The organism is Gymnodinialimonas sp. (genome assembly GCF_059726805.1).
The window spans coordinates 3,532,804-3,558,714 of the sequence record NZ_AP041059.1; the positions used below are offsets into that span (position 1 = coordinate 3,532,804).

General features: G+C 59.9%; 19 protein-coding genes. 11 read left to right on the forward strand and 8 right to left on the reverse strand.

All coding sequences use genetic code 11. The annotated features are described in order from the left end of the window. Positions 1-37: 37 nt before the first annotated feature. Together AC6I9R_RS17180 and AC6I9R_RS17185 are read right to left on the reverse strand one after the other, a co-directional pair. On the reverse strand, positions 38-2,269 hold the full coding sequence (locus tag AC6I9R_RS17180; RefSeq protein WP_461427252.1) for an MMPL family transporter: 2,232 nt from the start codon (positions 2,267-2,269) through the stop codon (positions 38-40). Beyond that, the gene (locus tag AC6I9R_RS17185) at positions 2,266-2,682 is read right to left on the reverse strand and encodes a hypothetical protein (protein ID WP_461427251.1); all 417 of its coding nucleotides are present in this window, start codon (positions 2,680-2,682) and stop codon (positions 2,266-2,268) included. The genes AC6I9R_RS17180 and AC6I9R_RS17185 overlap by 4 nt, the downstream gene beginning before the upstream one ends. Before the next feature lie 555 nt (positions 2,683-3,237). Between AC6I9R_RS17185 and AC6I9R_RS17190 the strand changes: the two genes are divergently transcribed. Further along, positions 3,238-4,056, forward strand: coding sequence for a DUF2189 domain-containing protein (locus AC6I9R_RS17190; protein ID WP_461427250.1), 819 nt, complete (start codon positions 3,238-3,240; stop codon positions 4,054-4,056). Between the two features lie 219 nt (positions 4,057-4,275). On the opposite strand, the gene AC6I9R_RS17195 is transcribed toward AC6I9R_RS17190, so the two are convergent. Beyond that, positions 4,276-5,487, reverse strand: coding sequence for a GTP-binding protein (locus tag AC6I9R_RS17195; RefSeq protein ID WP_461427249.1), 1,212 nt, complete (start codon positions 5,485-5,487; stop codon positions 4,276-4,278). Between the two features lie 103 nt (positions 5,488-5,590). Between AC6I9R_RS17195 and AC6I9R_RS17200 the strand changes: the two genes are divergently transcribed. The 5 genes from AC6I9R_RS17200 to AC6I9R_RS17220 all read left to right on the forward strand — a co-directional run bounded on the left by AC6I9R_RS17200 (position 5,591) and on the right by AC6I9R_RS17220 (position 14,785). Further along, positions 5,591-6,025: an RrF2 family transcriptional regulator gene (locus tag AC6I9R_RS17200; protein WP_461427248.1), complete on the forward strand. Its 435-nt coding sequence runs from the start codon at positions 5,591-5,593 to the stop codon at positions 6,023-6,025. Between the two features lie 187 nt (positions 6,026-6,212). Beyond that, a complete protein-coding gene (locus AC6I9R_RS17205; RefSeq protein ID WP_461427247.1) occupies positions 6,213-7,061 on the forward strand; it encodes an oxygenase MpaB family protein in 849 nt (282 codons plus the stop codon). Between the two features lie 539 nt (positions 7,062-7,600). Further along, the gene (locus AC6I9R_RS17210) at positions 7,601-9,421 is read left to right on the forward strand and encodes a trypsin-like serine peptidase (RefSeq protein ID WP_461427246.1); all 1,821 of its coding nucleotides are present in this window, start codon (positions 7,601-7,603) and stop codon (positions 9,419-9,421) included. Further along, positions 9,418-12,678 (forward strand): AAA family ATPase, encoded by a 3,261-nt coding sequence (locus AC6I9R_RS17215; RefSeq protein WP_461427245.1) that lies wholly within the window; start codon positions 9,418-9,420, stop codon positions 12,676-12,678. The genes AC6I9R_RS17210 and AC6I9R_RS17215 overlap by 4 nt, the downstream gene beginning before the upstream one ends. Before the next feature lie 70 nt (positions 12,679-12,748). Then, positions 12,749-14,785, forward strand: coding sequence for a DNA/RNA non-specific endonuclease (locus AC6I9R_RS17220; RefSeq protein ID WP_461427244.1), 2,037 nt, complete (start codon positions 12,749-12,751; stop codon positions 14,783-14,785). Between the two features lie 297 nt (positions 14,786-15,082). On the opposite strand, the gene AC6I9R_RS17225 is transcribed toward AC6I9R_RS17220, so the two are convergent. Beyond that, a complete protein-coding gene (locus AC6I9R_RS17225) occupies positions 15,083-16,522 on the reverse strand; it encodes an amidase (RefSeq protein ID WP_461427243.1) in 1,440 nt (479 codons plus the stop codon). 346 nt (positions 16,523-16,868) lie between these two features. Here AC6I9R_RS17225 and AC6I9R_RS17230 point away from each other — a divergent pair, with 346 nt between their 5' ends. From AC6I9R_RS17230 to AC6I9R_RS17250, 5 genes are read left to right on the forward strand one after another with little or no spacing between them, the layout of a single operon-like run. Next, positions 16,869-17,573, forward strand: a complete 705-nt coding sequence (locus AC6I9R_RS17230; protein WP_461427242.1) for a GntR family transcriptional regulator — start codon at positions 16,869-16,871, stop codon at positions 17,571-17,573. Then, on the forward strand, positions 17,563-18,471 hold the full coding sequence (locus AC6I9R_RS17235; RefSeq protein ID WP_461427241.1) for a dihydrodipicolinate synthase family protein: 909 nt from the start codon (positions 17,563-17,565) through the stop codon (positions 18,469-18,471). The genes AC6I9R_RS17230 and AC6I9R_RS17235 overlap by 11 nt, the downstream gene beginning before the upstream one ends. Beyond that, positions 18,468-19,946 carry an aldehyde dehydrogenase gene (locus AC6I9R_RS17240; RefSeq protein WP_461427240.1) on the forward strand — a complete coding sequence of 493 codons (1,479 nt, stop codon included), beginning with the start codon at positions 18,468-18,470 and terminating at the stop codon, positions 19,944-19,946. Before AC6I9R_RS17235 ends, AC6I9R_RS17240 begins: the two co-directional genes overlap by 4 nt. Next, the gene (locus AC6I9R_RS17245; RefSeq protein WP_461427239.1) at positions 19,943-21,493 is read left to right on the forward strand and encodes a trimethylamine methyltransferase family protein; all 1,551 of its coding nucleotides are present in this window, start codon (positions 19,943-19,945) and stop codon (positions 21,491-21,493) included. Before AC6I9R_RS17240 ends, AC6I9R_RS17245 begins: the two co-directional genes overlap by 4 nt. Before the next feature lies 1 nt (position 21,494). Next, a complete protein-coding gene (locus AC6I9R_RS17250; protein WP_461427238.1) occupies positions 21,495-22,835 on the forward strand; it encodes an NAD(P)/FAD-dependent oxidoreductase in 1,341 nt (446 codons plus the stop codon). Positions 22,836-23,172: 337 nt separating this feature from the next. Here AC6I9R_RS17250 and AC6I9R_RS17255 read toward each other — a convergent pair whose 3' ends face one another. From AC6I9R_RS17255 to AC6I9R_RS17270, 4 genes are all read right to left on the reverse strand, one after another. Beyond that, positions 23,173-23,673, reverse strand: coding sequence for an SRPBCC family protein (locus tag AC6I9R_RS17255; RefSeq protein ID WP_461427237.1), 501 nt, complete (start codon positions 23,671-23,673; stop codon positions 23,173-23,175). 85 nt (positions 23,674-23,758) lie between these two features. Further along, positions 23,759-24,976, reverse strand: a complete 1,218-nt coding sequence (locus tag AC6I9R_RS17260; protein ID WP_461427236.1) for an RNA polymerase sigma factor — start codon at positions 24,974-24,976, stop codon at positions 23,759-23,761. Further along, a complete protein-coding gene (locus AC6I9R_RS17265; protein ID WP_461427235.1) occupies positions 24,973-25,326 on the reverse strand; it encodes a YciI family protein in 354 nt (117 codons plus the stop codon). Before AC6I9R_RS17265 ends, AC6I9R_RS17260 begins: the two co-directional genes overlap by 4 nt. Positions 25,327-25,354: 28 nt before the next feature. Next, entirely contained in the window at positions 25,355-25,867 is a 513-nt protein-coding gene (locus AC6I9R_RS17270; protein WP_461427234.1) for an SRPBCC family protein, read from the reverse strand. Positions 25,868-25,911: the final 44 nt, after the last annotated feature.

Below are 25,911 nucleotides of genomic sequence, written 5' to 3' on the forward strand. Positions count from 1 at the left end.
CGTTGCGCCGCATTTGGGCGGCAGAGTATCGTTGCACCTATGCATCGCGCGGCGCTTTCCGCTGCACCATGCGCGCCAACAGCCGATCCATGAAAACGGCCGTGGGCGCGATCACCGTCAACGTGAGAACGAACGCCGCCGCCAAGGCAAGGATCACTTCGCGGCCAATCCCGCGCAGGGCTGGCATGCTTGAGGCTTGGGTGACGAGGAGCGTCACCATGAGGATCAGGCTGGTCACAAGGACCGCCCCGCCGGTGCGGGCAAGGGCATCCGTCCAAGCCAAGGACGAGATCCGCCCGTTTGTATTCGGACCGCGTGCGACGTTGACCAGATGAATGCCGTCATCAATGGCAATGCCGACCGCAATGATCAACGCCACGATCAGGCCGTAACTGACGGCCCCCGACCATGCGGCGCTGCCGACAAGCACGACAAGGGAACTGAGTAGGACTGACAGGCCGACGGCAATACCAGCGGCCAAGCTACGGGACAAAACGGTGACGAGACCGGCGGCCAAGCCGATGCTGAGGAATAGACCCGTGCGCAATCGCTCTATGTCGCCTAACGCCGTCGTGGCGACAATTGTCGAAGCGCCGGAGATCTGCGCTCCCTCGCCGCCCGGCAGGGCTGCCAGAGCCGTCCGCATCTGCGCTACCCGGGCCAGGGATTGCGTGCCCGTCTCTTCCCACCCATGACTTACGACCAGAAGCATTCGGTCGCCATCCGCCGACAGATCTGGTGCATTTTCCGGCAGTTGCGCGGCGAGTGCGTCGGACAAACGCGCGCGGGACCATACGGTGCCCCCTTCCGATGCGCCCTCCAACGCCTCCTGCCATGCCCTCAACCGGGCCTGGTTTGCGGGATCCAACGGCCCGCTTGTGTTGGCCACCGGCATGGCGACAAGGACCGAAAGGCTCCCGGAAAAGAACCTTTCCATGTCCATCTCTGCCGCGCGAGCTTGGGATGAGCGTGGCAAGTAGTCGGACGGTAAATGCTCGGAAGGCAACTGGCTAGCTGCCCCCAGCAAGACGATGCCCGCCCCCGCCGCACTCGCGAAAATCAACGGGCCACGCGACAGGGTCTTTGCGGCAATGGAGCAGAACAACGATTGGAATCGCGCCGAATTGAAACGCGTCGTCCCGAGGCCATTGCTGGCCAGTAGCAGGCACAGCAGAGGCGCCAGCGTGATAACCGCAAGCCAGGCCAAAATGACCGCCGCCACACCCAGCCAAGCAACGCCCACCATGCCACCGCCGGCCATGGCCAAAGACCCAAAGGCAAGCGCCGTGGTCATTGAGGTCAGGGCGGTCGCCGGCCCGACCGCATGCACGACCGTCGCGATTGAAGCGCGCAGCGGCTCCCCCTCCGCAAGTCTTTTGGACAGGGGGACGATCAGGTGAATGGCATCGGCGAAGGCGATAATCGAGGCAAGAAGCGGAAGGACAATGGTTATCGAATTGAGCGCTTGGCCCGTCATCGCGGCAAACCCGGCGGTCCAGATCATGGCGACCGGGCTGATGATGTTGGTGATCAGCACCGCCCGAAAGTCGGCAAAGACCAAAAGGCCCATCGACCAGCCGACAAGGGTCGACAAGGCGATCATACGGACCATGTCGCGCAACAGCGTTTCGGAAATCTCATGTTGCACGATGCTCGCCCCGGCCATCTGAGTGCTGAGGGGGGAGTTTTCGACCAAACCAGAGATCCGCTCGATCATGTTTTCGGTGAAATCGGCGTCACCTGTCCGGTCCTGATCCAGAACAATGGCAATGCGCGATACCGGCCCGTCCGGGTTCAAGAAGGCGGCCACGTCTGGCCGCTCTGCCGCAAGCGAATGTAGGTCATCGACACTTGCCAGGACATTCGCTGTGGCGATCAGCGGTTGCGTTCCACCGCCGTCACGGGCCTCACGCAATGCAAACAGGGATTGGACGTCGGCAACCCCCGGCGTCAGCCTCAGGTTGAGGACCAACTGACGTTGATCGTGCAACCAATCCTCAATCGCGCCGTCCGTATCGGGCGGATCAGCCAGGATATAGATGTGCGGCATGGCAAGCGCGAAATCACTGCGCAAGGTCTCATAGTCTCGCCAAACGGCGCTTTGGCGATCTGTCTGGCCCAGGATATCGCCCTGAAACCGCAAACCGGGCAGTGCGGCAACCAGCACGAGCGTCAAGGCCACGACTAGCGCGCCCGCAGTCTTTGGCCGCGCAAGGGCGAACAGTCCAAGGCGTTCCAGTCCCAGCCCCATGCCGATACGCGCGGTCATTCGCGCCCGTACCGGATGTTCAGCGCGGTCAAGGCACCGCGCGTGATCCGCATCGTCATCTCGTTCGATCCGTTGAAGGTGACCCGCAAGCGATAACGCAACGCATCGCCGCGGCTTGGGTGAATGCCCTCAAGCTCTAGGATCGTTTCTGTTTCCGTCGCGGTCGCGCTGATCAGACGGGGCTCGGGCTCTTGGTCTGAGGCCAGCAGCGGCCCTGAGAGCTGCCCGCCGCGACAGGTGAGGTGCCCGGAAACTTCACGGGTCTCATTCGCCGTGGCACAAAGGCCCCGCGTCACAATGTGGCCGGCTTCCGGGGACGAGAAGATGATCCGGCAGGCGACTGTTTCCAGCGCCGCGTCCTGGTCCTCCTGCACGTTTCCTTCGCCGTACCATTGGCCAACAAAGCGGCTCATTCCGTCCACGGTGCAACCCTGCGCTTGCGGAGCGAGCGTACAGAAAACCACCAAACCGACGCCACAGAATGCCTGCCTTTGGACCGAAAGAATTTGGCGAAGGGAGTGCATTGCGTCGGGGCTTTTGGTTGCCAATGAAATGAATCAATAGATTGAACCTATCACTTTGATGGGTGTTTCCGAAACAAAATCGATGGAGGGAGGTCTTGGCCAACACGCCGCGACCCCTTGGCGACCGCGCAAGACCCGGGACGGCGACCTTCGAAGCGGCGCTCGTATCTACGGATCAGGGACGGCGCTTGGGCGGAAAATCAGGAGGTCTCTGCGTCGCCAATGGCACTTTGCCACCACGGGAAGCGCCCGAGGCGGCAGCCCCCGCATCTCCAAAAATCGGCCGCGATGCGCAATTACCCTCTGAAAACCAAGGTTTACGCAGGCCACTTGTCCTAATGTCCGACCTGTTCCAGACTAATGTGGTGAGATGATGTGCCTGCCGCACCGCTACGCCTGTTACAGTCAGCTGTGCGCCGCACTGTGCTTTGGGGGGAGTTTGTCATGACAACCAAAACCGCCGGATCGACACCGCCGGGAAACGGCATTTCGCAGCACGAGGCGATGCCCAGGGTCAACAAAGTAACGCCGGAAGATATCAAAGCCTCCCTGAAGGCTGGCTTCTCGGACTTCCTTGCGCGTCCGCTGATGAGCGGCTTTTTCGGCCTGTTCTATGCGGTCTTCGGGATCCTGTTTGTTTGGTGCCTGGTCTGGCTCGGCGAAATCTGGATGATCATTCCCGCCGTTGTGGCGTTTCCATTGGTCGCCCCATTCGCCGCGGCGGGGCTTTATGAAATGTCGCGCCGGATGCAAAAGGACGAGGCGTTCGGGTGGCGTGAAATCCTCACGGTGATGGCCAATCAGCGCAAGCGTGAACTGGGATGGATGGCCTTCGTTACCCTGTTCATTTTCTGGGTGTGGAGCTACCAGGTCCGGCTTTGGCTGGCCGTCATCCTGCAGGACGCGTCGTTCTCCAGCCTTGATGGGTTCTTGAACGCCGTATTCTTCACACCGGAAGGCTGGACCTTCCTGGCAGTCGGCACCGGCGTCGGCGCAATTCTTTCGGCTGTGATGTTCTCAGTGACCGTGGTGTCCATGCCCCTGTTGCTTGACCGGGAAACCAACTTCGTCTCAGCAATTGTGACGTCGGTCCGCGTCGTTGCAGAGAACCCCGTGGTCATGCTCACCTGGGCCGCGATCATTTCTGTCACCATGCTGTTGTCCCTGGTGCCTGCGTTCCTGGGTTTGATCTTCACCCTGCCGATCCTTGGCCATACAACGTGGCACCTTTATCAGCGGGCCGTGGCACCGTTGGAGATGTGAGTCGCCGAAGCTTGCGAAGAGGTGGCGGGTGACGTCTTAGAGGCTGCCGCCCTTGTCGATCTTAAAACAGTAGGGTTTTCACTCCGAATAGGTGTAGGTTGCGGACCTAAGTTTCCGGAAACGTTTGAATTCAGTGTTCGCCACAGGACGTCCCTCGAATTCATCCGTCAGCCACGCCCGCATCAATTGCCGCACCGCTGATCGTCTGCCATGCGGACTTCATGCTGCTTGATCCGCCCGACGCCAGATCGGGAACGGGTCCGGGTAGTCGGGTAAGTCATCGGGCCCGGACGTCGCCACAGCAGCCACCAAACAGGCATCCAACCGAGCCCTCAACGCTGGCCAATCAATACCTGCACCGATGAAAACGATCTCCTGGCGCCTATCGCCCCAAGGCTCTTGCCAATGGGCGTTCATGTAGGCCCGGGCGCTATCGTGATCTGGCCTGCGTTCTTCCGGAACCGTTGCCCACCAGTTGCCGAGGGGTGTGACGCTGGAAAGGGACCCGGCCAGGGAGAACTCGGCCACCCAGTCGGGGCGTGTCGATATCCAGAAATGACCTTTGGCGCGGATCACGCCGGGCAAGTCGCCGTTCAAAACGGCCAGGATCTTCTCAGGCACAAACGGCAGCCGCGCCCGGTAGACGAAGGAGGCGACGCCGTATTCTTCCGTCTCCGGCGTATGATCTGCAAAACCGTACAGCTCTTTGGCCCACATCGGGTATTCATGGGCCTTCTCGAAGTCAAACATGCCCGTATCAAGGATCGCCTCTGCCGCGACCTGCGATTGATTGGTCTCGATGATCTCGGCGTCAGCGTTCAAGCTACGGATGATCTTGCGGGCGGCGTCCACGCGTTCTAGCCCGGCGTCACTGACCTTGTTCAAAATCACCACATCGGCAAATTCGATCTGATCGGTCAGCAGGTGGACAAGGGTCCGTTCATCCTCTTCGCCCATGGTTTCGCCCCGATCCCGCAGGAAGTCATGGGACGAAAAGTCTTTCAAAAGGTTCACCGCATCAACGACAGTTACCATCGTGTCGAGCCGTGCAACATCAGACAAGCTCTCCCCTTCCTCATCGCGGAAGTCGAAGGTCGCTGCCACCGGAAGCGGCTCTGATATGCCAGTGCTCTCGATCAACAGGTAGTCAAACCGCCCCTCAGCCGCCAACCTGCGCACTTCGTCCAACAGGTCATCGCGCAGCGTGCAACAAATGCAGCCGTTCGACATCTCGACCAGGGTTTCGTCGGTCCGGCTCAACTCGGTATCGGCCCGAACAAGGTCGGCATCGATGTTGACCTCGGACATGTCGTTGACGATCACGGCAACCCGGCGACCCTCTCGATTGTTGAGCACACGGTTCAGCAGGGTGGTCTTACCCGCCCCCAGAAAACCGGAAAGCACTGTGACGGGAAGGCGTTGATCTGGCATATTGGCGCTCCATGGCATACGTCTCAGATCACGCAACTTACTCAGTTACGAAATACATGCAACTCTCAATGTTACATCATAACGCTATTGAGCAGATTTCCACATGAAGCGTAACAGCCGCCTTTCCCTCGCATTACACACGCTCAGCCATATGGCGGGCGACCCCGACCGCGTGCGCACATCCGCTGAGATCGCGGAACACGCCGGAACCAATCCCGTGGTGGTGCGCCGTGTGCTTGGTCGCCTGCGAGAATGTGGCCTTCTCTCATCCGAGAAGGGCCATGCCGGAGGCTGGCGCCTCGCCAAACCAGCCCAAAGCATCACGCTTGCGGACGTTTACCTGGCTTTGGATGAGCGGCTTGTCTCAGGGAGCGGCACTGATGCCGAGCCGTCAGATTGCAGTGTGGAAACGGGCCTTCAAGCCCGCGTCGCAGTGGTTCTGGAAGAGATCGAAGAGAGCCTGGTGAGCAAGCTGCGCGAAACGTCAATCGCGGACGTGCATTCCAGTTCGTGCAGCTACTGCAATAGCCAAGCTTAGGGCAGACCACGCTGAACGATTGCCAGCAAGTCGTTGCAGTCGCACGACATTCAGAACGCGACCGTTGCTGCGGGGAGGTGCACGAAACGCCGAAGCCGTTGGCTCCGAGGGCAAGCCGTCCCTTGATCGGAAACCGGTATCGCGACATCCTTCGATCATCGGGCGCGGCCGCCCGGGGAGATCGCTCATGTCACGCTGGTCCGAAGAAATCGAACGGCTTGACCCGTCGACTGACTTTGAACGCATCGTGTTCCTGCTTGGCACCTGCGAGTTCGCTTGGGACATTGAAAAGGCTCTGGAATTCGCGCTTTTTCGGACCTACGGCGTTCCGTCGATCTCCGGTCTCCTGGCCCGTACCGGCGCGTTTCTAGACGACACACGCAAGCGGTACGATGACACCGAACTGCTGTTATCCGAGATCAGCGAGAACGGTCAGGACAGCGCCCGAGGCCGCGCGGCTCTGGATCGCATCAACGCCATGCACGGGCACTACCGCATCTCGAACGACGATATGCTGTATGTCCTGACGACCTTCGTCGTGGAGCCTGTGAAGTGGCTGGAACGCTTTGGGCGCCGTGCGATGAAGGATCGGGAGCGAGAAGCCTGGACAACCTACCATCGCACATTGGGGCGCCGGATGGGCATCGACGCGATCCCTGCGGATTACGAGGCGTTCGACGCCCTCGGTCGCGCCTACGAGAAAGCCCATTTTCGCTACGCCGATAGCAACGCAGAGATCGGGATCGCCACCCGGGACCTTCTGCTTTCCTTTTACCTGCCGAAGATATTGGTGCCGTTTGGGCGACCAGCCGTGCACGCACTTTGCGACCCCCCGCTGCGCGCGGCGATGGGGTTCGCAAGTCCTCCGGTCTGGCTTGAACGGTTGGTTTTTGCAGGTCTTGGGCTCCGAGCCGCCCTTCTGCGCCGCATGCCCGCCCGCCGACGCCCCCGCCTCATCACGGCGCGCAAACGGCCTACATATCCAGCCGGGTACCGCATCACCGAACTGGGTACATTCCCGAAGGGCACGAAATGAGTTTAGGTGACGTTTGGGCCACTGGGCACTTGCCAACGACTGTCACGACGATCCTTGACGCGCATTAGGTCCAGACAAGACGTGGCCGCGTGTTTGGTCCTCATTACACTCAAAAAGCCGAGCGACCCCATAAGATGATTGGCTGCGCGTTGCCTGACTGAGCAACCGAACGGCGTGCGGGACCGAGCGGTGCCGTATGGCTACGGCAAGTTCTTTAGTAGTGGTTTTCGCCCTGGCGGCGCATAAAGCGCCAAAGCGGCAATCCACCAAGTGGCGAAGTCTGGACGAGAACCAACGCAAATCCCAAAAAAATCTACTAGCTCATATGTAGCGGTATTAGCCCTCTAAAGGCGTTGCCTTATTAGGGGGGTGTCGAAAGTCAGCCTCAAATAACTTGAGTGAACACTCATTCTTCTGTTTAAGTATTCACTAGCTTAGCCTCTTACATATCTGGCCCGTCTTGGAAGGGCCTCGCCTTTGACAAGTCTTTTTAAGTTCTTTCACAACGTTCCCACCGTGCATTTTAGGGAAATGAGTGGATGCCTGTAACAGCAGATGAGTTACAAAAACTTCTCGACACCCATATTACTGAGGTTGCTGAGGTATTGCTGAAAGTGCAGGGTTTCGATCCCGCGCCAACGACCCTGAGCGTCCTTAAGGCAAATGTAGAAGTCGTGAACTCTATGCCTGCCTTCGGCGGGAAAACGACGCTGGCCGAGGAATTGAGGATCTTCCTGTCAGAGAGCGAGTTGGAATGGCATTTCATGGCTGAGATGCAGACAGCAACCGAAGAAGAACCTCCCCCTTCGCTGCCCGCTGGAGAGTTCAACGCCCGCGCCCGCGCTGAATTCTTGCAAAAGGCCGACCATGGCTTTCGCTTGTTTGTATTTGACGCAAACGGGTTTTGTGGGGTGGCGACGCTGATCTCCAGCCGGCTGGCGCTGACGGCGTGGCACGTCACACGGCTGAACGTACCTGGTCAAAGACGGTCTGACCTCTCGGTGCGCTTCGCTCACAGTACCACGCTCAACAAGGTACTCGCGCTGCCCGTAGAACTTCCCTGCCACGAATCCCAAGCGGATCGGACGCTCAGTGCGACTGACATTTCCCTTGAAACACTGCGGCAATATCCCGACGCGGCGCTGATGTATCTTGAAAGGCCGATGCTGACGGGTTGCACGTTGCCTCGGCCGACTGTCCCGCTTCCGAAAGGCCTGCATCAAGTGCTACTCCTGCATCAACAAGCGCAGGTGCAGCCCACGCCGGAGGGTACAGGCACGTTTGCGCCGACAGATGCTGCGAATTTGGTGATGGATGCGTCCGAAGATGATCCCGCCCGTTTTTTGTTTGATGTGGCCATGGCTGGGACGTCGCCGGGATCGTCCGGAGCGCCAATTTTTGATCAGAACCACGATTATGTGGGCTTTCATCAGGGTATTCTTAGTGGCCACGGCTTGGCTGTGCCTTATGCCATCTTTGGTGATAAAGATCAGGTCACGGAGGCCATAGATCGCGACCGCAAGCCTCGCTTTGTCTATTCGACAAACGGGACCGTGAACGGAGAACTGGTCATCGGGCGCGAGGACTTTTGCACAGCAGTCCACGACGTGGTGCACCACGAGGTAGCCGCGAAGAACCTGCGGGGCATATGGGTACGGAGGCTTTGGGTGGACGAAACGCCGGGTATGGAATTCACCTACGAGATCCTGCGGCAAATGCTGGCCGAGAACGGGGTTCGCTTTGGCGTGCCGCGTTTTGTTCTTCGTTTGGCCATCAAGGATCTCTACGATGAGATGGCTTTGCAGATTTTGGGTACAAGTGCGCCCAAGCCACGGCAGGGCGTAACCGCCAACCAGACCAGTGAAGGGGCAATGTATAAGGACCAAGCCAAAGCGCTCGTAGCTGCTTTGGTCCGCAAACTTGAAGGGACGGTGGAAAATCCTGCCTGGATCTATTTCGACAACCCACGAGGGGGCCTGTTGGACGGGCCGCAACAACAGTTGGAGATTCTCATACAGGTCCTATTGCACGAACCGTCGCTGCGTTTTGTGTTGGCTGGGGGTGAAACCTACGCATTGCCGCAGCCGCAATCCGATAGTCCGGCGGGTCTGAACCGTCCGGGCATTTGGATTGAACGCATAGGCGATGTGCGTTTGGACAGTTTGATGCATATTGTCGGCGCTATCGACAGCACCTACGGCCTCGGCATGACGCAACCAGAACAGCGCGTCATCGCCGATAGCGCCATGATGGGTCGGCTGGCGCTGCGCGACGCGACGCATTTTCAGGACGCCGCAGAATCGTTGCGGATGAACCTGAGATACAGGATTGATCAAGCTGGACAGGGGGGAGCACCATGATGCGCCCGCTTGACGATACGCTCAAAGAGGGGTTGCAAGCGGCACTGCGCTTTGCAGCAATGCGTCCGACTTTCTCGCCCAAGGATGCGATCAACGCGGCGTCACAAGCTTTGGACGTGTCGCTAACCCGGACGCAATCGGTACAATTGTTGTCAGAGATCCGCGCCAGTTCCCAAGAAAGCGGATCCGAGGCGCCGGGCGAATGGAGCCTGCGCCCCGGTCCACGCCATAAGGTCCTCGACGATCTGGCCGCCGATAGGAGCGCGGGCGCCGGCGATCTCGGGCAAAGCCAGGCTTTCGAAGATTCCGGGTCAGTCGATGGGCTAACGCCGATTGACAAAGCCCTGCGTGGCGTCGGTGAATACGGGTCAGAGGCCATCGACGTAGTGCTTGGCAACCTATCGGATTTGCCAAGTGCTGGCGACCGCGCCCGGCTTCAGGAATTGACTGATGTCCTGGACCGCGCAGGCGCGCAAGCGGAAGGTTATGACAAATTGGTGCGGCTGCGCGGCGCGTTAAACCTGATCGATGCGACCGAGCGCGCCCGCGCCATCCTCGACCGGGAATTTGTCGGGCGCGCGCCGGAACTCAAGCGCATCGCAGACTGGATCGAGGACGGGCAGAGCGACGCGCCAACGCGCGCTTTGTTCATCACGGGGTTGCCGGGCATTGGGAAAAGCTTTCTTTTGGACCGCGCAATGGCGCTTTACCGCCGTGACGCCCAGCGCCCGATAATCATTCATCTCGACTTCGACCGCCGTAGCCTCAACCTCGAGCACGAAGACGACCTGGTTTTCGAGATGTCGCGCCAGCTTGGCGATATGATCCCAAGCAAAGCCAACGAATTGCGTCACCTCAGACTGAAATATGCGGGTATGGGAGAGCCCAACGACTCCACCAGTGCCGGGTTACCGTTCGAGTTGACCGACGCGATGGCCCGAGCGGTGACCGAAGCAAAAACGCACGTAGTTGTCGTCCTCGACACATTGGAGGAGTTGCGCAGCCAAGGGGACCAGCGCATTCGCAGCCTATTTGCGCTGTTCGATCATCTGTTGCGGGCGGGATTTGGGCCAATGCGGGTGCTCGCTGCGGGTCGGGGCGATGCGTTGGACCCTGACAAAGAGAGGATCCAAGGCAAGCCTCTGTCACTTAGCGGGCTAAGCGAAGACGAAGCGCGCGAGCTACTTTCTGAACTGGATGTTGATGAAGAAGCCGTCGACGACATCTTGGCTGCTGCCGAAGAAGACGACCTGCCTGACAGCGCGCGCGTAGACCCGACCGTCGGGCGTTCTCATAACCCCTTGATGCTGCGCCTGGCTGCTCGATCATCCAAAGAGCCTGACTTCGACCCGGGATCGCTTGCCGTCGGCGGAAAAGGCGCGCTGGGGGCGGCCTACCTCTATCGGGCGATCCTGTCGCGTATCGATGACCCCCGACTTGCAGCCCTAGCGCATCCCGGACTGATCCTCCGGCGCATCAACGCGGATTGTCTGCGGGGCATACTGGCCCCGGTCATTTTGCAGGAAAGCATTGAACCGGCTGAGGCGGATCAATTGTGGCGGGACCTGTCCAGCCAGCACTGGCTCGTCGTGCCCGACGGTGTCGATTGGCTTAAGCACGAAACGCAGCTTCGCCGTATTATCCTCCCTGTTCTTTATGCCGAGCAGTCAGATCTTGCCGGCGAGATCGACCGCAAAGCCCGCGATTGGTTTGCGCAGAACGGCGACCCAGAGACCGCCCTTTACCATGCTTTCCAGGCGACGCGAGATCGCGATCCCATGCCTGATTTCACCGCCGAACAAGTCTCTGGATTCTCGCAAGACGACATAGAAGAATTGCCACGGGACGCGGCCATCCGCATCCGTCAAGCGCTTGGGCAACGCTCCGGCGCCGATCTTGATGAAGCCTCCGAAGCCGACCTCGAAACCACCGCGAGTGACCCTGCACAGGGCATGGACCCGCTCGCCATACAAGAGCTGGAAATGACTCTCGAAAAGGGTGATGCTCTGGAAGCTCACGTTGTTTTTTCCGGCAATGCCGGCTTCCCGACGAAGCCTTCGGGCGATCAGCCGGAAGCGCCTGCCATTATCGCGTACTACTGGTTAAGTGGCCAATGGGCGCGCGCAATCGCCCTTCTTCAAACGGTTCCGCAGAAACGCCGTCAGGCCCTTTATGCGGAGTATTCTCATTTCTTTTCGTTGGTGAATGACGAGATCTACGCGGAAACAGCGTTCGCGGACTTGGTGGCACATTTGCGTGCAGACGACGCTTTTAAGGAGCGCGTTTTCGACAACCGCCGCAGAGGCGATCGTTTGGCCCTTGCCGGGGCTTTGGATTTTGCTCTCATCGCCGCCAATTCCGGCCTTGGTAAATCCAGCCGCAGCCAGGCGGACATTCCCCGCGACATTGTCGAGGCGCGGCGGTCCCAAGGGGGGCTACGTGGGAGTAGCGCCGCGCGGCAAGGGCAAGACGTGGCGCAGCGCTACGGGATCGTAAGCGACCCGGAAGCCGCAAATGCCGAGGGGATGCACCACGAGGTTGCCCGTCTCAACCCACTTGCCGGGCGGCTTGGGACCTTGGCGCGGATCGACCATAGCCCGGTGATGGGGCGCTGGCTGACGGGGCTTTATCAAGGTTTGGACGAGCTCCTGCCGCTTCTAGGCTCGGGGGATCGGTTTGATCACTACGCGCGATACCTTGATACCGCGCATGAAGATGGACCCGAGATCCTGGGCGCACTGGGTTTGACCTGTGATTGGGCTTGTGCGTTCACGCTGTTCCATACGGTTCATGACGTCCCGACCCTTGCCCGTGCCGCGGAACGCTGGCGCGTTACGGCGATGGGCTCTTGGCCCTGGCCAAAGGAGAGCCGACCCGAAGGGTGGAGAGAGGCAGGTTGGGCGGAATATGGCGAGACTGACCCCTTGCTGCGGAGACGTCTGGATTGCCTGATGGCGCAGGATGATCCGATAGCCTCCGCCCGCGCGCTGTTGCGACGGATGGCCTTTGCCGCGTTCTATCCCGACCTCGCAGAAGGCCGCGCCCATGGGGCGCGGGTTTTCGCGCGCCGTATCGCAGGGCATCTCGATGCCGTTCCTGAGGCGGTGGCCCGTGATCCTATGACGATTGCCGCGCAACTGAGCCCCAGGATGATGGGACCCGCCGTCACCGCTGCATTTGCCGTATTGGCGGCTGAGATGTCCACAAAGCAGATCGGAGAGTTGCTTTTCGGCGCAACGACGCAGCAGAGGTCATGACTTAATTTCTTTTCCTAGGACCACCGTAACCCAAACCACTTTGAATAACTGATTAGAGGGAGATGGAACCGTGACGACGCAAGCTCACAAGGAAAGTTTGAACCGGCTCGAAATGATGCGGACCTCGGGGCGCATGGCAAGCGCCGAGCGCGCCTTGGGCGGCATGGCGGGGCACCCGATCCTAGAAGAGCTTGGTGTCGACCATCAGACAGCGCTCGCGGGAATGAACGCGTCGGCCACGCAGTTGGAAAGCATGAGAATGCCTGCAACGCGCCTTGAAGCAATTGTCAAAACGGTCACACGGCCCCCGCTGTTGTTTCGCAATGGCAAGGTCGAACAGGTGCCGCTGCCCGACTTTCCGGCAGATATTGGCGACAAGATCGTGCGCAACGAGATCTGGGGACAGTCCGTTGGCCGCGTTGAATTTCTCAACCATCCCATGACGTGGGGCGGCACCGCCTGGGTCGTCAAAAAAGAGACAGGCGGTACCTTCCTTGTCGTGACAAATCGCCATGTCGCCGCCGAAGTCGCCCGGCGCAACGCCAAAGGCGAAGGCGTGTTCATGCGCTCGCCTTTCACCATGGTGCGCTACGGCGCAGAAGTAGACTTCAACGAAGAGGTGGGCGCGCTGCCGAGCGATGCTCGCCTGGCCGTGATCGAGCGCTTCACGTACCTAGCCGACGATCACAGTGCCGATGTCGCTATCGGGCGGGTCAGGGTGTCGGGCGGGATCGCGCTTGAGCCGCTGCCCTTGGCTGATACGGATCCCGAAGTGGAAGAGACCGTCGCAGTCATCGGCTATCCCGCTTTTGACAGTCGCAACGACAAGACCGAGATGGAACAATACTTTAACAGCATCTACAACGTTAAGCGTTTCTCCCCCGGGCAGATGATGTCGACACAACCCGGTGTAACCCTCAGCCATGATTGCACCACGTTGGGCGGCAACTCAGGCTCGCCACTGCTCAGCCTCGACCGTGATGCCGTGGTCGGGGTGCACTTTGCCGGTCAGTATGGCGTGGCCAATAGCGCCGTGCGTGTCAGCACGCTGAAGTCGCTTTTGGCGGGGGAACGCCCAACCCAGATCATGATTGAAGGGGCGTTGGAGGTTGAGCGCACTGACGGCTATCACGAGCCAGCGTTTTTCGAAGGGCGCGCGGGCTATGATCCGAACTTCCTTTCGAGCGCAGTGCCCTTTCCAAAGTTGCCAGATGGCACTTTCACCCTGGCCACGCCGACCGATGCCACACCGCAACGCCCCAACGAGCTTCGCTACACCCACTTCGGCCTTCTCTACGACACCGAGCGGAAGAGCCCGGTCGTCACAGCGGTCAATATCGACGGTGCCAAGTCCATCCGGGTCAAGCGCGGCCGTGATAAGTGGTTCTTCGACAAACGCATCCCCGTGGAAAGCCAATTGGGCAAAGATGACTTCCCGGGCGCGCTCGATCGGGGGCACATGGTGCGCCGGGAGGACCCGAACTGGGGGGATGAGGAAGAGCGCGCCGTTCAAGCCAATTTCGATACGTTCCACTACACCAACGCCTCCCCACAGCACGCCGCGCTGAACCAAAGCAAGAAAACATGGCAGGGGCTTGAGAACCATATCCTCGACAGCACGCGCACCCATGAATTCAAAGCCAGCGTCCTTACCGGGCCCCTCTTCAGCGACGACGACCCGCTCGTTGAGGAGATCGCGCCTGGTTTTTACCTGCCGCTGCAATACTGGAAAGTGGTCGTGATGGATGTCGAGAAGACGGAAGGCGCCGTCGGGCTACACGCTACCGCCTATCTGCTCAGTCAGGGCCAAGCGATCCAAACCTACTTGCAAGACTTGCGCAGTAACGAAGCTGTGGAGGGCTTTGGGATTGAAAGCAGCGAGTTTGCCTTCGGTGCCTACAAAACCTTCCAGATTTCGATCGCGTTCCTCGAAAAGCTCAGCGGTATGGACTTTGGTGATCTGCGCGACGTCGACCCACTTGCCGCCACCAGCGCTGAGATCGAACTCCCCGCGGATCGGCCGCAGTTCATCGAGCTTGAGGCGGTCGACGATGCCGTCCTCGCAGCCCCCAGCGCCGCCCCGCAACCGGAAGGGCCCGAAGACTGAGGGCAGTTCGCCGTTCAGCGCGTGTCATTCGGCACCGAGCAAACGCGAGGTGAGCCCCCGGAAGACGGGCCAAGCTTTAGCGAGCGACGCGGCTAGGGGCTCACCTTGGGTGTAGCCGCAGGGACTGTTCCCATGCCAGCGCAACAAAGATTTGCCTGACATGGCCTAAGGTCTTGTTGCGATGGTGGGCTTGCAAACAAGCCTGAACGGGGTTTCGCAGCGGCGGAGCTTACAATCAAAATGGGCTCAAACCCGCCGTCGATTGCGGCGCGGCATCTAACATTCTACGTAGCCAAACTACGACTGAGGGCCGCCCTGAGCGGACATTTTCCAAAGCGTGCCGCACGCTGGCGGGATCGTCTGCTCAATCGCCTGCATCGCATCCACGATCAAATCTTCCCGCCAACGACGCCCGGCGATCTGCACCCCAATGGGCTGAGGTCCGCCCGGCATTTCAGCGATATGCGTCGGCAGATTGCCTGCTGGCAGTCCCAGGAAATTCATGATGAACGACCAATGTGCGCCGCCCAAAGCATCCCTCACACCTTCTGGCCCTTCCGCGTCGCGCCCAGGGGCGAAGAACGGCTTGAGCAGGAAAGGCGTCAGGACCAGTGGGTAGTCTTCCAAAAAGACCGACCAGGCGCGCGCGTAGTGCGTGCGCTGCGCCAGCGCGGTGAGCAGCTCTTCGCCTTCGTACGGGGGGAACTGCCGGTAGTATTCATCAAAGATCGTGTTCAACTCGGCGGAGCCGTATGTTCTGATATCGGTGCCGAGCAAGGCTTTGACCTCACCCAACAACGCCCGGTAGCCGACTTCTCCGGTCTCTTGCGCAATGGGCGGCTCGACCAATTCGACCCTGTAGCCTGCGTCAGACAGGGCGGACGCGGCTTTGTCCAAAGCTATGGCGACCTCGGGGTGCAAGCCAAAGCCAAAATCATCCCGTGAGACGGCGACGCGAATAGGCCCTTCCAACGGGTTCCCGCGCCAGGGCATGGGAACGTGGAACGGATCTCGTGGGTCAGGCGCAATCAGCGACGGCATCGCAAGATGCAGATCTGCCGCGTGCCGCACGATCAGCCCTTGGACCGACATGGATTGCGCAAGCAAGCCGCGTTCAACCTTTTGGCTCGGGTTGTAGGCGGGCACGCGACCCAACCCTGGTTTGACCGTCACGGCACCATTTGCCGATGCCGGAAATCGTAGCGATCCGCCAATGTCATTGCCATGGGCTAAGGCCCCGATCCCGGCCATGACAGCCGATCCCGCACCGCCTGAGGATCCGCCGGCGGACACATGCCTTCCCCAAGGGTTATGGGTCCGGCCAAAAAGTGGATTGTCGGTGTCGGCCCGAAAGGAAAACTCAGGCGTGTTGGTACGCCCGATCACAACTGCGCCCGCTGCCTTCAAGTTACGGACAATTGGCGCATCGTCAGGTGCGATGAGGTCTTTGAACGCCGCCACGCCGTTGGAAGTGGCATGGCCAGTTTGATCCACGTTGATCTTGATCGTGACGGGCACACCGTGCAGCGGACCCTTGGCACTGGCCCTCGCATCAAGGGCTTCGGCTTCAGCCCTTGCCGTGTCAGCCAGGCTTTCAACCACGGCATTCAGGTCTGGGTTGACCGCCTCCATGCGGGCAATCGCGGCTTCAGTCGCCTCTGTCGCCGTCACATCTCCGGCCCGCGTTGCCTCGGCGATCTGAGTGGCGCTCCATTGCCAAAGAGGGTCTTTGCTCATGAACTGTTTTCCAGGTTAAGGCGCAGATGATTTTGGCAATCCCGTCGTCAGGGATGCAATCCCATCAAGGTCGCCATCTGTCATCGGGCAGGCTGCATTTTGTGCCATGCCTATGTTTGCCCCGTTCTTCATCGCGTGGGCAAGCATGTCTGAGAAGACGTCGGTGCAAGCTGCTCGCAGTTTAGCCGAAACAGCATGGCATCTGTACCCGCAGGTCGCGGCGGGCTGGTTTCGAGGCCGCAATGCGGGCGGCAGACGCCCTTTGCCAGTCCCTTTGGAAGAAGGTCCAGGTGCCATTGACGAATATTGTATTTTCTAAGTATACAAAAAGTATAGGGAGTCACCCATGGCAAAGCACAAGAAAGCGTTCTGCGCCTCAGACCTGCGTTCTCGGATTCTTACACAAGAGATCGCGCCGGGATCTGACCTGGATGAAGCGCGCCTTTCCGAAGAATACGGGATCTCCCGCACGCCGCTGCGCGAAGTTCTGCATCGGCTCGCGGGCGGCGGCTATGTGCGGCTGGAGGAAAACCGGGGCGCAAAGGTCGAGTCGATGGATCTTGCAACCCTGCGGGTCTTTTTTCAGACGGCTCCGCTCATCTATTGCTCGATAGCCCGCCAGGCGGCCGAAAACAGAACCGCGCGGCAGGTTTCCGAGCTTAAAGACATCCAGCAAGGTTTTACCTCCGCCGCAAAGGCGGGCGACGCCAAAGCGGCGGGCCTTCTGAACCACGACTTTCACGAAAAGGTCGGCGACATGGCACAAAACCCGTACCTCTTTGCAGGCCTCAAACGCATGCTGGTGGACCACACCCGTCTTGGCCAGACGTTTTTTGCCCCCCAGTCTGACGTTGATAAAACCCGCGTCGGGAAGTCGATTGACCAGCATGACGCGATGATCTCGGCCATCGAAGCACATGAACCCGCGCTTGCCGCGGATCTGACGTTGCAGCACTGGGGTCTCTCGCGGGATCAGCTGGAAAGATATGTTCGTCCAGATCCCCTGCCCCTCGATGTGATATCAATGAAAGATCGACGCAATGCGCTTTGAAGGCATCTATACGCCCATCGTCACCCCCTATTTTGACAACTTTTCCTGCAACGAAGACGCGCTTGCGCAGACGGTCGAGCATCTGATTGGCGCCGGGGTGCACGGGATAATCGTCGCGGGTTCGACGGGCGAATACTACGCGCAGACCGAGGAAGAGCGTGTCTGGATGATGGGCCGCTGTGCTGAGTTGATCGGAGGCCGGGTCCCGATGATTGTCGGAACCGGTGCCATAAGGACGGAAGACAGCGTCCGGTTTGCCAAAGCGGCAAAAGACGTCGGGGCGGATGCGCTACTGATCGCAACGCCCCCCTACGCCTACCCCACCGGACGGGAGATCGCGCTGCATGCACTTGCGATCGACAGGGCCGCGAATTTGCCCGCAATGCTTTACAATTATCCTGGCCGCATGTCGGTGAACATGGATGAAGAGACGCTCGACCGCGTTGGGCGATCTCCAAATTTCTGCGCGATCAAGGAAAGCTCTGGCGACATCAACCGCGTTCACATGCTGGCGCGGGACTACCCCCATATCGCGCTGAGTTGCGGGATGGACGATCAGGCGCTTGAGTTCTTTGCATGGGGCGCGCGCAGCTGGGTGTGCGCGGGGTCCAACTTCGCGCCTGAAGCGCATATCGCCCTTTACCAAGCCTGCGCCGTGGAGGGCGACTTCACCAAGGGGCGCGCGATCATGTCGGCGATGCTGCCATTGATGAGCGTGCTGGAGCAGGGCGGCAAGTTTGTTCAATGCATCAAATACGGGCTGACGCTGCGCGGCATTGATGCCGGGCCACCGCGCAAGCCGCTTCAGCCCTTGAACAAGGATGACAAGCGCGAGCTGGCCGAAGTGATCCGAACCATGAACACCACGATATCCAACATCACCGGAGAGGCGATATGAGCGATCTTCTGACCCACGCAGAGTATCAGGCGATTGCGCAAGCCCTTGATTTGCCGAGAACCGCTTTCATTGACGGCAAGTACAGGGCAGGCAGCGGGGCCACATTCGAGACAACAAACCCCGCCACCGGAGAGGTGTTGGTTGAGATCAGCGGCTGCGATGCAACGGACGTTGATTTTGCGGTACAGAAGGCGCGCCAAGCATTCGAACAGGGGCACTGGTCCAAAAAACATCCCTCCGCTCGCAAGGACGTGTTGATCCGCCTGTGCAAGCTGATCACCCGCAACCGTCGTGAATTGGCGGTCATGGAAAGCCTTGAAAGCGGCAAGCCCATTTTGGATTGCGAAACGATTGACGTGCCAGAGACGATCCACTGCATCAAATGGCACGCAGAAGCCGTCGATAAGATCTATGATCAGGCAGGACCTACCGGCGATGACGCGATTTCGATGATCGTGCGCGAACCGATTGGTGTTGTGGGCGCCGTGCTGCCCTGGAACTTCCCCTTGATGATGCTCGCGTGGAAGATCGGACCGGCGCTTGCGGCGGGGTGTTCGGTGATCGTCAAGCCGGCAGAACAGACGTCCATGACGGCCCTGCGCGTGGCCGAGCTTGCCCATGAAGCCGGTGTCCCGCGGGGGGTCTTGCAGGTCTTGCCCGGAGACGGCCCGTCTGTCGGTGAACCACTTGGGCTGCACCCGGATGTCGATATGGTCAGCTTCACCGGCTCAACCGAAACCGGCAAAAGGTTCCTGCGTTATGCGGCGGACAGCAACCTCAAGAAGGTTGTGCTGGAATGCGGCGGAAAGAACCCGGCGGTGGTTTTCGACGATGCCGAAAACCTGGATCACGTGGCCGAGCATGTGGTGAACGCAGCCTTTTGGAACGCGGGCCAAAACTGCTCTGCAACCTCGCGCTTGATTGCGCATCAGAAGGTGAAGGGCCCCCTGATGGAGCGGATCAAGGCGCGGATGCGGGATTGGAGAACCGGGGACCCTTTGGACCCAACCAACCACATTGGCGCGCTTATCGACGCCGGACATTGTGACAAGGTCCGCAGTTTTCTCGACCAAGAGGACAAGGGCGAAGGGCCGTTTATCGCGCCCACGATCTACGAAGTCAGCCGCAACGACCCCAAGGCGAAGGACGAGATATTCGGCCCCATCCTGTCGGTCATCACAGCCGCCAGCAATGACGAAGCAATCGAGATTGCGAACCAGACAGACTATGGCCTTGCTGCCAGCGTCTTCACTGCCAATTCCCGCCGCGCCATCCGCGCCGCGCGCGACATCAAGGCGGGCACTGTGACGGTAAATTGTTACGGCGAGGGCGACATCTCAACGCCGTTCGGCGGCTACAAGCAGTCGGGCTTTGGTGGGCGTGACAATGGCATCCACGCCCATGACCAGTTCACTGAGCTCAAGACAATCTGGATCGACCTGACCGATCCGACCGAGGGAGATAACGTCGGATGAGCGTTGAAGCTGTCGGCAAAACCCGCCGAGGCCGGGGCGCGCGCAAAGCGGTGCGTCAAAAGCGCGATCTGACCATGTTGCCCGCCCTAAAGCGCGGCATCCCCTTGGTGGAACCGATGAGCGCCGAACAAGTCGCACGGATCGATGCGGCCTCCCTCGCCATTCTTGAAGATGTGGGCGTGGTGTTCCGTGACCCCATTGCACTGGAAGACTGGAAACGCGCAGGCGCAGATGTGCGCGGCGAAACGGTCCATCTTGATCGTGGCCTTGTGCGCGAATTGATCAGCAGCATCCCGGCAAGCTTCACCTACACCGCCCGCAATCCTGCCAACAACCTGCCGTTTGGCAACGATCATTCGATCTTTGTGCCCATGACAGGCGCGCCCTATTTGCGCGACCAGCAGGATGTACGGCGCAATCCAACACTTGATGACTTGGCGAACTTTCACAAGCTTAGCCACATGCTGCCCGCGATCCATTCTTCGGCGCACCACATCGTGGAACCCTACGATCATCCGATCAGCCAGCGTCATCTCCGCATCACCTACTCGTCGATGAAATACTCCGACAAAACCTTCATGGGCATGACCACCAGCCCCAAGAACGCCGAAGATGTCATGGACATGAGTGCGATCTTGTTTGGCAAAGAATTCATGTTGAACAACCCGGTTGTGACGGGGAACTGCAACGGCAACTCGCCCCTGGTCTGGGACGAAACCATGCTTGGCGCGCTGCGGGCGTTTGCGAAGTACAACCAGCCGGTGTTGTGCTCGCCGTTCGTTCTCGGGGGCGCGAATACGCCCGCCGGTGTGGCCCCGACGGTTGCGCAACTTAACGCGGAAGCGCTGAGCGGTCTCGCCTACACGCAAGTCGTCCAAAAAGGGACACCGGCAATTTACGGCCACTACCTTTCGACTGTCTCGATGAAGTCGGGTGCGCCGATGGCAGGCACCCCAGAGATCAGCCTGATGAACATGATGATCGGGCAAATGGCGCGGTTCTACGATGTGCCTTGGCGCACCTCGAATACGCTGGGTGGGGCCAAGACCTTCGATGCACAAGCGGGCTACGAGAGCGCCAGCACGATGATGGCAGTCCTGATGTCCGGGGCAAATTACATCTGGCATTCCGCTGGATGGAATGAGGCGGGCATGCATTGCTCCATGGCAAAATTCGTTGTGGATGCAGAGCAATGCGCCATGGGGTACCGGATGGCTTCCGGCATCAACTGGGATGATTTTGACGAGGCCTTGCAGGCCGTCCGCGATGTAGGCCCAGGCGGGCATTACCTTGGGCATCCGCACACGCTGGAGAACTTCCAGAAAGCATTCTTCATGCCCGAGATGTTTGACAACAACTCAATCGAGCAATGGCAGGCCGACGGATCGGTCGAGATCAATGAACGCGCCCTGACGCGCGTGCGGGATCTGCTTAACGAGTACGAAGAACCAAAGCTGGACCCAGCAACAGATGAAGCCCTGCTGGACTACATCGCCCGCCGTGAGCGCGAGATACCTGCAGCGGACGCCCTGAACCAGGACCGCTGACATGACGCATATTCAAGTCAGCAAACTCCCTAAAGATCCTGGGCCTGCTGCATGGAATAAGCTGCTTCCCGACCCTCCGGCGGCACAAGTGCTCGAGCGGAAGATGACAGCTGACTGGGTTGTCATCGGTGCGGGCTTTGCGGGGTTGGCCGCAGCACGTCGATTGGCGCAGCTGCGGCCCAGTGATCACATCGTGGTGCTTGAGGCGCAACGCGTTGCGGAAGGTCCGGCGGGCCGCAACTCGGGCTTTATGATCGACCTACCCCATGATCTGTCTTCGGCGGATTATGGCGGCGCGCTCAACCACGATGTCGTCCAAACCGCCGACAACAGGCACGCGATCGAGTTTGCTGCACAAATGGCAGCGGACTTTGGCCTTGGCCCCGACGTTTTTGATCGCTGCGGCAAGATCAACGGGGCTGCGACCGCGAAGGGCGATCAGCATAATCGGCGGCATGCAGCCCATTTGGCCAAGATGGCTGAACCTTATCAGATGCTTGACAAGGCGCAGATGCAGGAAATCACCGGCACGGACTTCTATGTCAGCGGTCTGTTTACGGCGGGCACCGCGATAATCCAGCCCGCCGCATTCGTGCGCGGTGTCGCGGCGGGGATCGCGTCGAACCGCGTTCAGCTGTTCGAGAACAGCCCAGTTACCGCACTGACGCGAAGTGTCGATTGGCAAGTGGAAACCCCGAAAGGCCGCGTCTCAACCCCCCGCGTCATCCTGGCGGTCAACGGACATCTGAATAGCTTCGGCTTCAAGGCCAATCGATTGATGCATGTTTTCACCTATGCCTCCATGACACGCAATTTGACGTCTGAAGAAGTCGAGGCTCTGGGCGGGCGCGACCAGTGGAGCATCACGCCTGCAGACCCGATGGGCACAACCGTCAGGCGCATCACAACCGGGGCAGAAACCCGGATCGTCGTGCGGAACAGGTTCACCTACGACCCTTCCATGGAGGTCACGGATGCCCGCATCAACGCAGTCGCACGCGACCACGACAAAGCCTTTCGCGCGCGCTTTCCAATGCTCGCGAAGACGGAAATGCAATACAGATGGGGCGGACGGCTCTGTCTGAGCCGTAACAATGTGAATGTCGTGGGCGAATTGGAAACAGGTTTGTATTCCGCCTGCTGCCAGAACGGGTTGGGCACAGTACGCGGCACACTCTCGGGCATGTTAGCGGCTGAATTGGCGACAGATACGCCATCCGAACGTCTGGACCGAGCTATTGCTATGCCCGACCCACAGAAACTCCCACCAAGTTTGATTGCCAAAACGGGCGTTAACGCCTTTTTGAAATGGCAAGAGCTGAAAGCAGGCCAAGAGCTGTAGTTCGTGCAGGGTGCTGCCGGAGGAATTCAAAGCAGTGCCCTTTGAGACCGTGACTGTGCCGCTCAATCCTCGCCAGGCAAAAACCTGACTTCGGTTCAACTTGAAATGGATCCTCTCTGAAAGAAAACGGTCTTGGTTAAGGCGGTTGGTAATTGTGCGGTCGACAGAGGCGAATTTCTACAAAGAGTTCATTCTTGTCTATGGCATCACCTATCAAGGCTTGGCATATTTCAAACGTCTACAGAGCCCCCACGCATTGACGCGGCGCTGCAAAAGGCCCTCAACGAAAGAAAGAGGCGAGCCGTTGGCCCGCCTCTCCTCCGCTTGGAGTAACGTCCTACGCAAGCGCCGCGATGTTCTTCAGTCCCAGCTCGTAGGTCTTGCCGAGCATGCGGTCCATGAACAGGCCGAAGATGCGGAAGATGGGGTTGAAGCCCATGTCGGAGGTCACGGTCCATGTCACGCGGCTGCCCGTTGCGGTCGCTTCGGCCTCGATCGTTTGAACCGGCTTGCCCATAGCGCCCAGGTCGATGAGGTGCGTGACGCTGGTGTCAGTCACGGACGTGACAGTCTGCGTGCCCTTGCCTTCCTTGCCTTCGAAGCGGAAGCCCGAACCGACGCCGGATGCCGGGCCGAACGGAGTGATCTTCAGGTCCGGGTCGGTGGTGCAGTAGGGGTTGAAGGTCTGGAAACCTTCCGTGCTGGCAACGCGCGCGATAAGTTCGGCGGGGGCCATGTCAACGTCGGCCTGGCGGGTCACGACGACTTTGCGCGGCAACAGCATTGCGATCAGGGCAACGGCGGCGATCACGGCGAGGATGGTGTAGAGGATGGTCATTTTCTTGTCCCTTGTCTTGGTCATCGGGCCAGGTTGTCTGTCCCTTCTGCCCACGCGACGAACCGCCCCGCCGCCAATCGACACCTCAGGACATTTTTTTTCGCAAATCCGCGATTTTTTGTTCCAGCCACTTTTGGGACGGGGTGTCAGAACACAGCGACAGGGCCTTGGCATAGGCCTCTGCGGCTTCGGCTACGCGGTCAGCGGCGGCTAGGCAATGGGCGCGCACGGCGTGGTAGGGTTGGTAGCTGTCCAAGCCGTCGTAGGCGATGAGATCCAGCATCCGGAGGCCTTGGCCAGGCCCTGCATCCTCGGCCACGACCGCGGCGCGGCTGACCGCAGCCCCGATGGAGGGATAGGCCTGCATCAACCCGTGGTAGAGCTGTGACAGGGCGCGCCAGTCGGTCCTGCCGGTCACGGAGCGGGCGGCATGGACGGATTGAATGGCGGCCTCTAGCTGGAAGCGCCCGGGCATGCCCTTGAGCGAGGCTTGCGTCAGAAGACTTGCTGAGCGGTCGATCAGGGGGCCGTCCCAAAGGTCCACGTCCTGCTCGGGCACAGGCACCAAGACGCCCCCTTGGATCCGTGCGTCGCGCCGGGCTTCGATGAAGCCGATGAGGGCCATGAGGCCAAGCGCCTCGGGGTTGTCCGGGGCAAGCTCTGCAAGGATGCTGGAGAGGAAGAATGCCTCATGGCTGAGGTCGCCGTCGCCCGTCATCCAATCCACGGAATAGGCGCCATAGACGGCCTCCAACACGGCTTCCATCCGTTCCGGGTAGGCCTCGGGCTCAGGGACCACGAAGGGAATGCCCGCCGTCTTGATCTTCTTCTTGGCGCGCACGAGACGCTGCGCCATTGCGCTCGGCGAGACCAGGAAAGCACTCGCGATCTGCTCGGCTTCCAAGCCCAACACGGTCTGCAACATCAGGGGCGTGCGGATGCCCTCGTCGATGGCGGGGTGGGCGCAGACAAACAGCAGCTTGAGCCGTTCGTCCAATTGCGCTTCATCGGGTTCAATCGCCTGTGCGTCTGCCATGTCATTCGCCTCATCTGTGATGACCAGACGGGCATCACGGCGCGCCTGATCGATGCGTCTGTTCTTGGCCGTCGTCAGAAGCCAAGCTTCGGGTTTGTCGGGAATGCCACGCTCGGGCCAGGTCTTGAGGGCCGCGACGAAGGCATCGGCCAGCGCGTCCTCCGCGGCGATGATGTCGCCGGTGCGGCTGGCGAGCATGGCGATCAGTTTGCCATAGGCGGCACGGGCGACATCTTCCGCCCGTGCCTGTGCTTGGGCCTGGCTCACACGCTGCCCATCGCGGAGGCGCGGATTTCCAGCTTGCCGTAGTGGACGTGGGGGCATTTCTCGGCCCAGGCCATCGCCTCGTCCAGGTTCTCGACATCGATGGCAAAATACCCGCCCAGGGTCTCCTTCGTCTCGGCAAAGGGGCCGTCCTGCACCCGCTTCTCACCGCCCGCGAGCGTGACCGTGGTGGCGGTGTCGGCGGGGTGGAGCCAGTCGGTCTCGATAAAGACGCCGGCCTCCTGCAGAGCGCCGATATACTGGCCGTAGATTTCCTTGGACTTGGCCCAGTCCTCTTCGGTCATGCCAGCGGCCATTGCGGGGTCGGAATAGAGAAGAAATGTGTAACGCATTGGTTTGGTTTCCTTGTGAGTGATAAGATTAAGCGGTGACGTCGGCGATGTTGGCAAGCCCAAGCTCAAAGTTCGGGCCGATCATGCCATCCATGAAAAGACCCATGACGCGGAAGACCGGGTTCATCCCCAGGTCCATATCCATGGTCCAGGTCACTTGCGCTCCGCCATCGACCGCCACGGCAGAGATCGCCTGCGTGGGTTGGCCGAGCGGCCCCAGATCAAGATCAAATGTCACCTGGCCGGGCTCAACGGCGGCAACCGTCTGCTGGCCCGCGCCATCGCGGCTTTCGAACGAGAAGCCAGAGCCGACACCGGAGGCCGGGCCAAACATCTCGACCCGCAGGTCCGGATCCAGGTCGCGGTAGGGGTTGAAGTCCTGGTAGCCGGTGTTTGAGGCGGCCAGTGCAATGACGGCCTCCGGCGCCGCGTCGATGGTGGCCGAGCGCTCCACGGTCACGTGGCGGGGCAACGCGAAGGTGGCGGCGGTTGCGACGGCCAATACGCCAGCGGTGGTGAGTGCGATTTTCTTGAAGTTCATGGGTCTGTCCTCTCGTGTCTTTTGCGAAGGGCGTTTTTGCCGCT